Origin of the sequence: Acidipropionibacterium thoenii DSM 20276, assembly GCF_000423445.1 — a bacterium.
Lineage (GTDB): Bacteria > Actinomycetota > Actinomycetes > Propionibacteriales > Propionibacteriaceae > Acidipropionibacterium > Acidipropionibacterium thoenii.
In genome coordinates, this window is sequence record NZ_KE384018.1 from 70,413 (window position 1) to 84,656 (window position 14,244).

Annotated in this window: 12 protein-coding genes and 1 pseudogene; 7 read left to right on the forward strand and 6 right to left on the reverse strand. The window is 67.4% G+C overall.

Translation table 11 applies throughout. The features are described from left to right. Window positions 1–2: 2 nt before the first annotated feature. Window positions 3–158 (reverse strand): hypothetical protein, encoded by a 156-nt coding sequence (locus G554_RS17940; protein WP_169337793.1) that lies wholly within the window; start codon window positions 156–158, stop codon window positions 3–5. A 457-nt stretch (window positions 159–615) separates the two neighbouring features. Between G554_RS17940 and G554_RS0109760 the strand changes: the two genes are divergently transcribed. From G554_RS0109760 to G554_RS0109770, 3 genes are read left to right on the forward strand one after another with little or no spacing between them, the layout of a single operon-like run. Next, complete coding sequence (locus tag G554_RS0109760) at window positions 616–1,113, forward strand: nitrobindin family protein (protein ID WP_027587743.1); 498 nt, start codon at window positions 616–618, stop codon at window positions 1,111–1,113. Beyond that, the gene (ygfZ, locus tag G554_RS0109765; protein WP_027587744.1) at window positions 1,110–2,066 is read left to right on the forward strand and encodes a CAF17-like 4Fe-4S cluster assembly/insertion protein YgfZ; all 957 of its coding nucleotides are present in this window, start codon (window positions 1,110–1,112) and stop codon (window positions 2,064–2,066) included. Before G554_RS0109760 ends, ygfZ begins: the two co-directional genes overlap by 4 nt. 29 nt (window positions 2,067–2,095) lie before the next feature. Next, window positions 2,096–3,508 carry a sugar transferase gene (locus tag G554_RS0109770; RefSeq protein WP_036925349.1) on the forward strand — a complete coding sequence of 471 codons (1,413 nt, stop codon included), beginning with the start codon at window positions 2,096–2,098 and terminating at the stop codon, window positions 3,506–3,508. A gap of 10 nt (window positions 3,509–3,518) precedes the next feature. Here G554_RS0109770 and G554_RS0109775 read toward each other — a convergent pair whose 3' ends face one another. The 4 genes from G554_RS0109775 to typA form a co-directional block, all read right to left on the reverse strand. Then, entirely contained in the window at window positions 3,519–4,064 is a 546-nt protein-coding gene (locus G554_RS0109775; RefSeq protein ID WP_027587746.1) for an isochorismatase family protein, read from the reverse strand. Window positions 4,065–4,248: 184 nt separating this feature from the next. Further along, window positions 4,249–4,602, reverse strand: a complete 354-nt coding sequence (locus tag G554_RS18705; protein ID WP_027587747.1) for a L,D-transpeptidase — start codon at window positions 4,600–4,602, stop codon at window positions 4,249–4,251. A gap of 922 nt (window positions 4,603–5,524) precedes the next feature. Then, window positions 5,525–6,625 (reverse strand): L,D-transpeptidase family protein, encoded by a 1,101-nt coding sequence (locus G554_RS18420; RefSeq protein WP_245570022.1) that lies wholly within the window; start codon window positions 6,623–6,625, stop codon window positions 5,525–5,527. 208 nt (window positions 6,626–6,833) lie between these two features. After that, complete coding sequence (gene typA, locus G554_RS0109795; RefSeq protein WP_027587748.1) at window positions 6,834–8,696, reverse strand: translational GTPase TypA; 1,863 nt, start codon at window positions 8,694–8,696, stop codon at window positions 6,834–6,836. A 211-nt stretch (window positions 8,697–8,907) separates the two neighbouring features. Here typA and G554_RS15760 point away from each other — a divergent pair. The 4 genes and pseudogenes from G554_RS15760 (at window position 8,908) to G554_RS0109815 (ending at window position 13,113) form a co-directional block, all read left to right on the forward strand. Further along, window positions 8,908–10,111, forward strand: a pseudogene (locus G554_RS15760) (MFS transporter). 53 nt (window positions 10,112–10,164) lie between these two features. Beyond that, window positions 10,165–10,746: a DUF3151 family protein gene (locus tag G554_RS0109805; protein WP_245570023.1), complete on the forward strand. Its 582-nt coding sequence runs from the start codon at window positions 10,165–10,167 to the stop codon at window positions 10,744–10,746. Window positions 10,747–10,818: 72 nt separating this feature from the next. Next, complete coding sequence (locus tag G554_RS15765; RefSeq protein ID WP_036925351.1) at window positions 10,819–11,694, forward strand: GNAT family N-acetyltransferase; 876 nt, start codon at window positions 10,819–10,821, stop codon at window positions 11,692–11,694. A 132-nt stretch (window positions 11,695–11,826) separates the two neighbouring features. Beyond that, window positions 11,827–13,113, forward strand: coding sequence for an adenylosuccinate synthase (locus tag G554_RS0109815; RefSeq protein WP_027587750.1), 1,287 nt, complete (start codon window positions 11,827–11,829; stop codon window positions 13,111–13,113). 149 nt (window positions 13,114–13,262) lie between these two features. On the opposite strand, the gene G554_RS15770 is transcribed toward G554_RS0109815, so the two are convergent. Further along, window positions 13,263–14,189, reverse strand: coding sequence for a DMT family transporter (locus G554_RS15770; RefSeq protein WP_071162190.1), 927 nt, complete (start codon window positions 14,187–14,189; stop codon window positions 13,263–13,265). Window positions 14,190–14,244: the final 55 nt, after the last annotated feature.

Consider the following 14,244-nt stretch of genomic DNA (forward strand, 5'->3'; position numbering starts at 1 on the left):
GCTCACTTGCTGGGACCGGCGTCGTGCTCCTGCTGGCTGGCGGCCTGGCAGTGGCAGCGATCGGCCAGGGGGACGCCGTCGAGGGCGAACTCGATGTGCTCGCCGCAACCCTCCCAGGTGGGCTTGCCGCAGATGGGGCAGGTGATGCGATGGCACATGGTGATCTCCCTGGAAGGTTCTGGCGGTGGCGAGGCCCTGGTGGGCGGTGCCCCCTCGGCAGATGTTACGGCGGACTGCGGTGAGGCTGCTGGAGTCGGCAGCTGGCACCCGATGGCATCTCATGAGAACACCGGGAGAGCACCGCGGTATGAGCGGGACACCGCGGCTGCGAGGCGCCAGCGGCCGCCACCTCATCAGCTCCTGGTGGCCGGCTGTCGCTGCCACCCCACCGGGTGGCAGGGACATAGAATCCCTCTGTGGCCACTCTTGATCTCGTCGTGCTGGTGGCGGTCAGCCTGTTGACCGCCGTCGGCCTGCTCATTCCGGTCACCCGGGAGCTGATGCGCGGTCCGGAGCCCAGGCCCTGAGCTCCTCATTCGGCGTGGACACCACCCGTCGACCGAGCAGGGCTCTCCCCGAGCTGCGGCCACAGATCCCAAGCACCCAGGAGGCACGATGCCCTTCCAGATTCCCGATGACCTCAACGATGCCCTGTTCCCGCTGGCCTGGATGATCGGCCACTGGGAGGGCGAGGGCCACGGCGTCACCCCCGCCGACGGCGAGTTCGAGTTCGGCTGCCAGATCGACTTCGCCGACAACGGCGGGGACTACCTGCACTACCTGTGCCAGACCTTCACCAAGAATGACGACGGCACACCGAAGGCACCACTGCGGATGGAGGCCGGGTTCTGGCGTCCGGCCGCCGACAAGACGATCGACGTCGTGATGGCCGCTCCCGAGGGCTGGGCTGAGGTCTGGACCGGGAAGATCGATGGAGCCAGGATCGAGCTGGTGACAGACGCCGTGATGACCACCAGCAACGCCACGGTGGGCTACACCGGAGGTCAACGGCTCTACGGCCAGGTCGACGGAGACCTGCTGTGGACCTTCGACCGCGCCACCACCGAGCAACCGCTCCAGCCCTACATGTGGGCCCGGCTGGCGAGGTCCTGATGTCGGCTGTGCTGATGGCCGAGGGCCCCGACGCCGGTCTGGTCTCCCATCTGGTCAACCCGAACCTGGAGCAGCGGCAGATGGAGTCCGGCTCGGGCTGGCTGCTGCTGGGCAACCGCGAGGTGCTGGCGGTGAGCGGACCCGACCGGCTGGGCTGGCTGCACTCGATCACCAGCCAGTTCATCGAGGGACTGGCGCCAGGACGCACCGTGACGAGCCTGGTGCTGTCGCCGACGGGTCACATCGAGCATGTCCTGCACGGCGTCGATGACGGCCGCACCTTCTGGGCATGGACCGAACCGGGCAGGGGGCAGCAGCTGGTCGACTGGCTGGACTCGATGAGGTTCATGATGCGCGTCGAGGTCGCGCTGCGTCCGGACCGCACGGTGCTGTGGACGGGTCGCGAGGTAACCGTGCCCGACGACTCCGTCGCCCTGGACTCCGAGGTGGCCGGCGGCCACGAGCTGCTGGTCGGAACCGATGACGCCGATGGGATCGCCGAAGGTCTGGGCGCCGGGCAGGTCGGGGTGCGAGCCTGGGAGGCGCTGCGGATCGCCGCCGGGATTCCCCGGATCGGTCTGGACACCGACGAACGCACCATCCCCAACGAGATCGGTCTGTATGGCACCCATCTGGAGAAGGGCTGCTACCGGGGCCAGGAGACGGTGGCCCGGGTCCACACGCTGGGCCGTCCGCCCCGGCGTCTCACCCTGCTGTCGTTGGACGGCTCGACCGGCGAGCTCCCCGATCCCGGCGCCGAGGTGACCCTGGAGGGCCGGCGGGTCGGAGTACTGGGCTCAGTGGCGATGCATCACGAGGACGGTCCCATCGGGCTGGCCCTGCTGCGCCGGGCGACGCCGGTGGACGCCATCCTGGCAGTGGCCTCCACCACCGCCAGCCAGGAGTTGCTGGTGGACCCTGAGGTCGGCCTCCATGTCAGGCCGATACTCTGAGGGAACCTCTCCGGGTTCCGGGGAAGACGATGAGGAGAACACTCGTGTCGCAGAAGGTCGACTTCAACAAGACCCAGAAGCTGTTCACCGCTGTCATTGATGTCGCGGTGTTCGTGGGATGCCTGTTTCTGTCATTCTATCTGCGGTTCTTCACCTCGGTGGGATTCATTCCCTCACGAAACCTCAACGACGCCAAGGCCGCGATGTTGGTCTCTGCCATCGGGTTTCTTGTGATCAATGTGTTGTCGGGGGTTTATGTCCTCTACAATAAGACGGTTCTGGACGTCTGGATCATCACGGTGGTCGATCAGGTGCTCATCACCGTCCTCATCATGGCGCTCACCTTCGCCGGCCGGTGGTTCGCCTTTCCCCGTTCGGTGCTGCTCATCAATCTTGGTGTCAGCATCGTGGTTCTGGTGCTGTGGCGATCTCTGGTCTTCCTAGGCTATCAGCGGATTCGCGGTGTGAAGCGGGTGATGGTGCTGGGTCCTCCCGGGCAGATCTCCGGTGCGGTGCTGAACTACATGTCCAACCGCAGCCGGCGTCATCGTCTCACCCAGGTCGTCGATGGCCACTATTTGGAGCAGATCAGGGAGCATCTCGACGAGTTCGACACCGCGCACGTCTCTGATCTCATTCCCAATCCTGAGCGAAATGCCATCTACGATCTTCTTCTCAGTGAGGAGAAGGAGATCTTCCTGACGACGAGTTTCGAGCACTTGTTGCTGGTGAATCCGACCATCATGAGTATTGAGGACGAGTCGATCATCGCGGCCAGCCCGTTCAAGATTCCCTCGGAGCTGGACCTCATCAAGAGGTGTTTCGATTTCCTGACGGCTCTGGTCGGGCTCATCCTCGCCTCCCCGGTGATGCTGGTCACCGCGGTGCTGGTGAAGCTGACCTCGCCGGGCCCGGTGTTCTACCGGCAGACCCGGATCACCAAGGGAGGGCGGGAGTTCAAGATCCTCAAGTTCCGCTCGATGGGGGTCACCGCCGAGAAGACCTCGGGCCCGATGCTCGCCACCTCGAACGACCCCCGGGTGACGCCGGTCGGCAAGTACCTGCGAAGCCTGCGGATCGACGAGCTGCCGCAGCTGTTCAATGTGCTGATCGGGGACATGTCGATGGTGGGCCCGCGGCCCGAGAGGCCGTTCTTCGTCGACCAGTTCCAGGCCGCCAATGCTCACTACCGGCTGCGCCACAATGTCCGCGCCGGGCTGAGCGGATACGCCCAAGTCTACGGAAAGTACGCCTCGGACTTCGCCAGCAAGCTCAACTTCGACCTGATCTACATCAAGGAGTACACCCTCGTCCTCGACGTCAAGATCATGATTCAGACCATCAAGATCCTGTTCGACAAGGTCTCCTCCCGCGGCGTCGATGAGACCGAGGAGCGCGACACCACCGTCCGGCTGCCCGAGGGCGTCCTCGAGCTCCACTGATCGGCGGCCCTCAGACGAACTCCACCTGGTCGGCCGGGATGGCGGTGCCGCGGGCATCCGGGTAGATGCTCCCCCATGTGGCGTACATATTGGTGTGGGCGATGGTGGCCCTCGCCGGCAGCTCGACCCCGTCGAACTCGATGTCCTCGGTGGTGTGCGCGTCGGAGACCAGCACTGTGTCATAGCCGCGCATCAGAGCGCTGTGCCAGGTGCTTCGAATGCACTGGTCGGTCTGCGCGCCCGCCATCACCAGCCGCCTCACGCCGAGTCTCTCCAGCAGCGCCGGGAGCTCCGGGTTCGAGAAGGAGTCTCCATAGGTCTTGTCGATGCGCGCATCATCGTCGGCAGGTACCAGGCGGTCGTCAAGAGCCCACTGGTCGCTGCCGAGCGGCATCCCCTCGTCATTGTGCTGAACCCAGATGACGGGCACGTTCCCGCGATGTGCGCGGTCGACCAGTCCGACGACTCGGGAGACGACGCCATCGGCGTCGTGGGCGTTGCGCAGTACATCCTTCTGCAGATCGATGACGAGGAGTGCGGTGCTGTGCTGTGTCATGATTGCATGCTATTCAGCAGCGGTGTCGCCGCGGCCACGATCACGGCGGCGGCTCGCGGGGAGGGGGGCCGCTCCCGCTGGCCGGACGGCAACAGTCCCGGGATCGGGAGGAATGCTCTCGACACCCGGGACTGCTGGGATTGTTTCCAGGACCTCTGGTCCGATGGAGGTCGGTGGTGCTGGCTCAGCGGTAGACGACCACCTTGGTGCCCACTGGGGAGTGGTTCCACAGGTAGGTGATTCCGTTCCAGTCACGGATGTTGACACAACCGTGGGAGTGGCCGGCCCAGCCCCGGTTGTGGAAGTCGGAGGAGTAGTGCACCGCCTGGCCGCCACTGAAGAACATCGAGAAGGGCATCTTCGAGCCGTACAGCCCGGAGACGTGGTTGCGGTCCTTGTAGTAGACCTTGAAGGTGCCCTCGCGGGTGGGATTGAACTCGCTGCCGAATCGCGCGTCAAGAGTGATGAGAATCTTGCCGTTGCTCACCAGTCGGAGCTTGTGGCTGTTCTTGGAGATGCAGATCACCAGTCCGCTCAGGCACCGGTTGTCGAGCCGCTGGGGATTGGCCACCGGCTTGGTACGCGACAGGTAGCTGGTCTGCACCCAGGCGGTGCGTCCCTTGTAGCTGACCGGGGTGAAGCCGCGCTGAGCGATGCCGACGGCCGCAACCCGGTCGCCGCGCTTCATATTTGCAAAGCCTCGTGAGGCCAGGCTCGGCTTGGGCCGGACCGGCACGGTGGTGGTGGCGTACACCAGGTACTTCTTGAACACCGGCTTCGGTGCCGGAGCAGGCTTCGGCTTGGTGGTCGACAGGTAGCGGGCGTCGATCCAGCCTGCCTTGCCCTTGAACTTGACTGCGGTCCAGCCGCTTCTGGTGGCGGTGCCATTGCCGGAGTCCCGGGTGCCGACGTACTGGCCGCGCTTGAGCAGTCCCAGGTTCTTCGAGGTCTTGCTGGCTGCGCCGCGGACGGTGACGTCGGTGGTGGCGTAGCGCAGGCTGGTCTTGAAGACCGGCTTGGCAGGCTGGGTCGGCTTGGTGGTGGTCGAGGTGGAGGGTGCCGGCGTCGGCGTCGGCGTCGGGGAGGTGGTCGAGGCGGAGGGTGCCGGCGTCGGTGTCGGGGAGGTGGTCGACACGGCGGGAGTCGGTGTCGGCGTGGGAGTCGGCCCCGCGGCCTGAGCAGTCAGCGGTCCGGTCATCGCCAGGGCAGCAGTGGTGATGATGGCTGCACACCACCGGAGTCGTTTCGAGCTCATCGCTCAGCCTTTCAGAGATCCTGGCTCTCCAGGATCGGAGCGCCGCCAGCAGACGGTCCACACAGGAGGCGCCAGCACTGGACAAGGTAACCCACTGCAGGCTCAGGAACGAAACCGACCGCCATCCAGTCATCCGGCGCCTTGGGCAACCGCCGTTGCCAGCCCTGAGGCGGAATGCGGCGGTGTCCCCGGCACAGGGGACAGCTCAGCGGTAGACGACCACCGTGGTGCCGACCGGGGCGTGGTCCCACAGATACTGCAGGCCGCTCATCGACCGGATGTTGACGCATCCGTGGGAGTTGCCGGCATAGCCGCGAGCGGCGAAGTCGGAGGAGTAGTGAATCGCCTCACCACCGCTGAAGAACATCGCGTAGGGCATCTTGGAGCCGTACATCTTGGAGACCCAGTCCTTGTCGCGCCACTCGATCTTGAAGGTCCCCTCACGAGTCGGGCCGGCCTCCGAACCGAACCGGGCGTCAAGGCTGAGAACGATCTTCCCGTCCTGGACCAGACGCAGCTGTCGGTCCGCCTTGGAGATGCAGATCACCAGCCCGGTGGTGCACCGCTTGTCGAGGGTGACCCCGGCGGTCGAGGCCGTCTTGGGCTTCGGCTTGGTGGCGGTGAGGTACTTCGAGACCACCCAGCCGGTCTGGCCGCGGTACTTGACCAGGGTGAAGTTGCCGGCCACCGATCCCGCCGTGGTGACCTGCTCGCCGCTGGCCAGCACCCCCAGCACACCGCCGCCGAGCAGCGGAGTGGTGCGGACGTTGAGCTCGGTGGTGGCCCACATGGTGGTCACCGGGGCCTTGACGGCGGTCGGCAGCGGCTCCGGTTTGGTGGTCGACAGGAATCCGGTGGTCACCCAGTACTTCTCCCCGTCGCGACTGACAGGGGTGTACCCGTTGACGTCGTCGCCGGTCACCTGCACCCTGTCACCGCGCTTCAGCTCGCTGCTGGCCTGGGCATCGGCGCTGGCGGCCGACCGGAGGTCCAGGGCCACGGTGGCATAGGCCCGGTACGCGTCGAAGGGCTCCGGGGTCGGGGTGGGGGTCGGCGTCGGGGTGCTGGACTGGCTGGGTGACGCCGTGGCGGTCGAGTCCGCAGGGGTGGAGGGGTCCGAGGCTGCCTGGCTGGGTGCCGCAGAAGAGGTCGAGGGGGCCGCCGCCGAGCTCGAGGGGACCGGCACCGGCGTCCCGGAGCCGGCCGGATGAGCGGGTGCACAACCGGCCACCAGGACTCCCAGGGTTGCCATTGCCGCAGTGAGGACCATCCTCACGGCAGCCGTGTGCAAACTTGCTCTCTTCATCGACCTCATCCTCATCAGGTGGCCTCCCCCAGGCGTACAGAAGGCGGCGGGCATCCGCCCAGCGAACCTCGGGCCACGCTAACCGATGGATCAGCCAACTCCCAACAGCAACTGCCGACCGTTGTCGAATTGATACCGAGGGCCGCCAGCGGATCAGCTCCACCCGAGGGGGCGGACGCCGCAACCGACGGCTGCGGCGTCGGACGGATCAGGAGTGCTTGGCACGCAGCCGGGCCTTGGCGCGGTCGTGGGCGTTCAGCGAGGTCTTGCGGATCCGCACCACATCGGGGGTCACCTCGAGGCACTCGTCGGCGCGGCAGAACTCCAGCTGCTGCTCCATCGACATCTTGGTGGCCGGGATGAGCCGCTCCAGCTCGTCACCGGTGGAGGAGCGCACATTGGTGAGGTGCTTCTCCTTGGTGGGGTTGACGTCCATGTCGTCGGGGCGGGAGTTCTCCCCGACCACCATGCCCTCGTAGACCTCGTCGCCGGGGGAGACGAACATCGTGCCGCGCTCCTGGAGATTGAACAGTGCGAAGGAGGTGACGACCCCCTCGCGGTCGGCCACCATCGAACCCGACAGCCGGGTGCGCAGCTCACCGACCCAGGGCTGGTAGTTCTCGAAGACCTGGTTCATGATGCCCTGGCCGCGGGTCTGGGTGAGGAACTCGGTGCGGAAGCCGATCAGGCCGCGGGCCGGCACCACGAACTCCATCCGGACCCATCCGGAACCGTGGTTGACCATGTGCATCATCTGGCCCTTGCGCAGCCCCATCATCTGGGTGACGGTGCCCATGAACTCCTCGGGGGCGTCGACGGTGACCCGCTCGAAGGGCTCGTTGAGCTTGCCGTCGATCTCCCGGGTGACGACCTGGGGCTTGCCGATGGTGAGCTCGAATCCCTCACGGCGCATCATCTCGACCAGCACGGCCAGCTGCAGCTCGCCACGGCCCTGGACCTCCCACATGTCGGGACGTCCGGCCTCCTTGACCTGGATCGAGACGTTGCCGATCAGCTCCTGGTCCAGTCGGGCCTTCAGCAGCCGGGCGGTGAGCTTGGTGCCCGAACGGCCCGACAGCGGGGAGGTGTTGATACCGATGGTCATCGACATCGACGGCTCGTCGACGTGGATCAGCGGCAGCGGCTTGGGATTCTCGGGGTCGGTGATCGTCTCGCCGATGGTGATGTCGGGGATACCGGCCACCGCGACGATGTCGCCGGGGCCGGCGCTCTGGGTGGGGACCCGCTCGAGGGCCTCGGTGATGAGGACCTCGGTGAGCTTGACGTTCTCGATCGAGCCGTCCCGCCGACACAGGGCGACCGGTTCGCCCTTGTGGAGCTCACCGGAGACGATCCGGCACAGCGCCAGACGGCCCAGGTAGGGGGAGGCGTCGAGGTTGGTGACGTGGGCCTGCAGGACCCCGCCCTCCTCGTAGTGGGGGGCCGGGATGTTCTCCAGGATGCAGTCGAACAGCGGCTGCAGATCCGGGGAGTCGGGCATCTCGCCGTCGGCGGGCTGGGTCATCGAGGCCCGGCCGGCCTTGGCGGAGGCGTAGACCACCGGCACCTCCAGCAGCGAGGCGTCATCGTCGTCGGACAGATCCATGAAGAGTTCGTAGGTCTCCTCGACGACCTCGGAGATCCGGGCGTCGGGGCGGTCGACCTTGTTGATCACCAGCACGATCGGCAGTTTCTTGGCGAGCGCCTTGCGCAGCACGAAACGGGTCTGGGGCAGTGGCCCCTCGGAGGCGTCGACCAACAGGATGACGCCGTCGACCATCTCCAGGCCACGCTCCACCTCGCCGCCGAAGTCGGCGTGACCGGGGGTGTCGATGATGTTGAGGGTGATCACCTCGCCGTCGCTCATGGTGTGCTTGACGGCGGTGTTCTTGGCGAGAATGGTGATCCCCTTCTCGCGCTCCAGATCCATCGAGTCCATCACACGCTTCGCGACGTCGGCGCCCTCCCGGAAGGCTCCGGACTGCCACAGCATCGCGTCCACGAGGGTGGTCTTCCCGTGGTCGACGTGGGCCACGATGGCGATATTGCGCAGGTCTTTGCGAACGGGCATGCAGGTAACTCCGGATCGGTCTGGGGGGAGAAGAATGTGGTGGATGCCGAAGGGCATCCTGACCGATTGTAGTCGCTGTGGCGTGGTGTCAGAAACCGTCGGCTGCCGCATGCGGTGGGGCGGGGGTATCCTCGTGCTCCGTCATGTCCCCTGACGTCTCCCCAGAACCCGGATCCATTGCCGGTGCTGTCCCCGGGCAGGAGGGCTCGGAATGAGCAGCAAGGTGAGTCCAGCAGTCTGGGCGGTCACGGTGGCCTGCGCCTTCTCCTACATGGGCATCGGGCTCGTCGACCCGATTCTTCCCGAGATCTCCGCCTCGCTGAACGCCTCCCCGGGTCAGACCGAGTTGCTGTTCAGCACCTATCTCATCGTCTCGGCGATCGTGATGTTCTTCGCCTCCTGGGTCTCCTCGCGGATCGGCCGCAGGACCACCCTGCTGCTCGGCCTGGCGATCGTCGTGGCCTTCGCCACCGCCTGCGCGTTGTCCCAGGAGGTCAACCAGGTGATCGGCTTTCGCGGCGGCTGGGGGATCGGCAATGCGCTGTTCGTCTCCACCGCGCTGGCCACCGTGCTGGGGGCGGCTGCCGACCCGCGCAGCGCCATCCGCCTCTACGAGGGGGCGCTCGGTGCCGGAATGGCGCTGGGTCCGCTGGTCGGAGGGCTACTGGGCGGGATCTCCTGGCGCGGGCCGTTCGCCGGGACCGCGGTGCTGATGGGAGTCGGTCTGGTGCTGATCGCCGTCCTGGTGCCGCACCAGAGGGGCGGGATCCGCACTCCCAGCCCGCTGTCGGCGCCGTTCAAGGCGCTGGGGGATCCGCGGCTGCGACTGTTGATGGTGGCGGCGCTGTTCTACAACTACGGCTACTTCACCCTGCTGGCCTACGCCCCCTTCCCGCTGCACGCGGCCTCGGCCAGGGCCGGGCGGGCCTTCACCCCCTTGGATCTGGGTCTGGTGTTCTTCGGTTGGGGGCTGTGCCTGGCGATCGGATCGGTGTGGGGTGCGGCCCACCTGTCGCAGCGTCATGGCACCCGCCACACCCTGGTCTGGGTGCTCATCGGACTGGCCGTCGTGGAGACCGCGCTGGCTGCCAGCCTCGACCTGCGTGTCCAGATCGTCGGGGTGATCCTCGGTGGCGCGATGATCGGCGTCCTCAACACCTTGATGACCGAGATCGCGATGGCGGCCTCCGATCTGCCGGGGGAGGTGGTCTCCTCCAGCTACTCGGGGGTCCGCTTCGTCGGTGGCGCGATCGCCCCCACGATGACCGGTTCGCTGGCCGCCGCCTGGGGGGGTGGGCGGACCGTACTGGGTCGGGGCACCCTGCCTGCTCATCACCGTGGTGCTGCTGTGGCTGGACCACCGTGCGGCGATGAGACGCCGTTCACCAGCGGTCCGAGTGGTCCCCACCCCCTGATCCAGGACCGTCCCGGCAGACCGCCCGACTGAGGGAGCCGTAGGGTTGGTCCCATGGCAGATGATCAGATGCAGTCGGGCCCGGGGGCTGTCGATGAGCTGGTGGACGCTGACGAGCCCCTGGCCGATGGCCAGGTCGGCGAGGTTGGACAGCCGGGGGACGCCGCGGTCGAGGATGGTGGGACCCGTCTGCCGGCCGACCCGGCGATCGCCGAACTGGCCGACCACGGCCGCAACGACTTCATCTCGGTGGTGCGCGACCACCCCGAGTCCAGCCTCTGCTGGGCGCTGCTGGCCGAGGGGGCGTTGCTGGCCGGCACCGAGGAGGCCGACATCGCCGGCTACTCCTATGCGGTGACCGGTTTCCACGCTGGGATCAGCGCGCTGCGTGCGGCCGGCTGGCAGGGCCGCGGCGGGATCGCCTGGGAGCACCTCACCAACCAGGGTTTCCTCCGCTGCGTCTGGGCCCGTTCGGTGGCCGCCGACCGGATCGGGCAGGCCGACGAGTCCACCCGCTGCGAGCAGTTCCTGCACCGGGCCAGTGAATCGGCCTGGCAGCAGTTGCACACCACCCTGGTCCCAGCCGATCCCTCCGATCCGGCTGACACTGCGGAGGGCCCGGGGGATGATGAGTGAGGCCGGCACGGTGGAGCCGTTTGGCGGCGTGATCCAGGGTTGAGTCAACGGCGCAGACCTCAAGGAGGAGTCATGACCGACCATGTGGAGTTCCGGGACTTCCAGCCCTCCGACGTCACCAGGATCGACTTCGGCGAACCCGGCTCGCTGGAGGATCTCGGCGGACCGCCTGACGACGCCGCCGCCGAGCCCGGCATCCCCGACCCCATCATCATCGTGGCGACCTGGCGGGGCGACATCGTCGGATACATCTCCAGCTGGCTGGCCCAGGTGCATCGCACCCGCCGATTCTTCGACGTCCAGGTGGCCCCGCGGTCCCAGGGACGGCGGATAGCCACCCGGCTGGTCGCCCAACTGAAGGCCCGCTCGGACCGTCCGCTGGCCGCCAGGGCGGTGGAGGGTTCCGACTCGGCCGGATTTCTCCGAGGTCTGGGCGCCAGGCCCTATGCCTGGTGCCCGCCGATGGAACTGCCCCGGCGTCAGTTCGGCAGGGCGATCGAGATCCTGGGCGGCCATCGCGACGTCATCCCGGCCTCGTCCCTGTCACCAGGGGAACCCGAGCATCTGTGGATGCAGTTCTACCGATGGACCCACCAGGACTGGTCCCCGGTCTACGACTCCGACCAGGCCCGCGAGGCGCTGCGCGCCGAGGCCGGCGAACTGGACCTGGACCGCACCGCGATCGCCCTGGTGGACGGTCAACCGGGCGCGGCGGCCTTCGTCTTCGACGACCCGGGGGCCCCGACGGTGTGCGCCGAGACGCTGGCCCCGGAGGTGCCCGATGGAGATGATGCGCTGGCCCGGGCGGTCTGCCAGGTGGTGCGAGACGCCCGTGACAACGGGGTGCGCAAGCTGGCCTTCGACGGCCGCGAGCAGGACCCACACTTCGGGCCGTTGGCCCAGCGGCTGCCCTTCGAGGGATCCCGGATGCTGCTGCTGGAGCTGTGAGCCCGCTGGAACTGCGAGGGCGGGGCGGGACTGATCCCCTACAATGCCGATGGTGTGCCGCTGTCCGGTCGTCGGTCGCGGTAGCAGCGATCGACGTCCACCAGCAGGGACGGTCGAGGAAGCGAGTGAGGAATGCCTGGAATCGTCATTGTCGGAGCCCAGTGGGGGGACGAGGGCAAGGGCAAGGCCACCGACCAGCTCTCCGAGCGGGTGGACTACTGCGTTCGCTACTCCGGTGGCAACAATGCCGGCCACACCGTGGTCGTCAACGGCGACAAGTTCACCATGCACCTGCTGCCCTCCGGCGTCCTCAACCCCAACTCCACCGCAGTGATCGGCAACGGGGTGGTGGTCGATCTGGAGGTGCTGCACGAGGAGCTCGATGAGCTGGCGGCCCGCGGGCTGAGGATCCCGCACCCGCTGATCAGCGCCAATGCCCACATCATCACCCCCTATCACCAGGTGATGGACAAGGTCACCGAGAGGTTCCTCGGCAAGCGGCGGATCGGCACCACCGGTCGCGGCATCGGGCCGGCCTACTCCGACAAGATCAACCGGATCGGCATCCGCATCCAGGACCTCTTCGACGAGTCGATCCTGCGCCAGAAGGTCGAGGCCGCCCTGGAGCGCAAGAATCAGCAACTGGTCAAGATCTACAACCGCCGCGAGATCGACGCCGAGCAGGTCTCCGACATGCTGCTGTCCCACGCCGAGCGGATCCGTCCCCACGTGGTCGACGTCGCCAGGCTGCTCAACAAGGCCCTGGACGAGAACAAGGTGGTGCTCTTCGAGGGGGCCCAGGCCCACCACCTGGACGTCGACTTCGGCACCTATCCCTATGTCACCTCCTCCAACCCGATCGCTGCCGGTGCCTGCACCGGTTCGGGTGTCGGGCCGTCTCGGATCGACCGGGTGATCGGCATCGCGAAGGCCTACACCACCCGGGTGGGCGAGGGTCCGTTCCCCACCGAGCTGCTCGATGAGACCGGCGAGAGGCTGCGCACCGAGGGCGGGGAGTACGGCGTCACCACTGGGCGACCGCGTCGCTGCGGCTGGTTCGACGCCCTGGTGGTCGAGCAGGCCGTGGTCGTCAACGCGATGACCGACATCTTCCTCACCAAGCTCGACGTGCTCACCGGCTGGGAGAAGATCCCGGTCTGCGTGGCCTACGAGGTGGACGGGGAGCGGTTCGACGTGATGCCGATGACCCAGTCCCAGCTGCACCACGCCACGCCGATCTACGAGTACCTGCCGGGCTGGACCGAGGACATCACCGGGGTGCGCAGCTTCGATGACCTGCCGTCCAACTGTCAGGCCTACGTCAAGCGCCTGGAGGAGCTCATCGGCTGCCGGATCTCCGGTATCGGGGTGGGCGCCGGCCGGGAGCAGTCGGTGATGATCAACGACCTCATCGACTGAGCCGGGCCGGGCAGAAGTCCCGGCCCGGGGCTCGTCCGCGGGTTGTGGCTGCGCAGATCACTCCGCAGACCGGGGTTCGTGCAGCGGGGAGTGCACAGACCCCCGTCTGCGGAGTGATCTGCGCACTCGACCGATCGCCTCGGCGCCGATCAGGCGGCGACCCGGTCCACCGGGTCGGTGTCCTCGGCGGGTCCTGCCGTCCGGCTCTGGGCGACGGCGCTGAGTACGATCCCCAGCCCCACCAGGGCCAGACCGATCCAGCCGGCAGCGGTGAGGGTCTCGCCCAGCACCGAGGTCGCCAGCAGGGTCGCCGTCATCGGCTCGGTGAGAGCCAGGGTGGTCGATCTGGACGCCCGGACACGTCTGAGCCCGTAGCCGTAGAGCAGGTAGCCGATCGCCATCGGGACCACCGCCAGGTATCCCAGCACCGCCATTCCGCGGGGTTCCAGCAGTGGCCCCGGGCCGGCCAGGATGAACCACGGCACCAGGACCACCGAGGCCAGGGTGAACATCGCCGCCATCACGGTCCCCGAGTCAGCGGTCGGCCTGCTGGGGTCGGAGATCACCCGGGCGCCGGCCCATGAGTACAGCGCCCAGCCGAACCCGGCTCCCAGCCCCAGCGCCGCACCGGCGATCGGATGACCGGCCGGAGCCGACCCGCCGGAGGCCACCAGCAGGCAGATCCCGGCCACCGGCACCATCACGGTGAGCAGCCAGGCCCCTCCGGGGAAGCGATGATCGACCACCATCTCCAGAACCCCGGCCCAGACCGGCCCGGAGGCCAGCGCCAGGGCGTCACCGACCGCCACCCCGATGAGATCCAGTGACCAGTAGTACATGCTGGCGTAGCCCAGCACGCCGACCGCTCCGACCGCCAGGATCGCCAGGGTGCGGCGGTCGGCCAACTGGGCCAGGGTGCGCCTGGGCCGGGTGGCCAGCAGGATCAGCCCGCCGAAGCCGAAGGTGGACAGTCCGATGAGCATCTGATCGGAACCCGTCGGGGCGTGGTGGGCCATCGTCCCGGTGGTGCCCCACAGGATGCCGGCCAGCACCACGGCCGCGACGTGGCCGCCCATGCTCTTCACCCCGGCAGGCTATCCCCGCAGCACCGCCCGCCCCGACCCGGTCCAC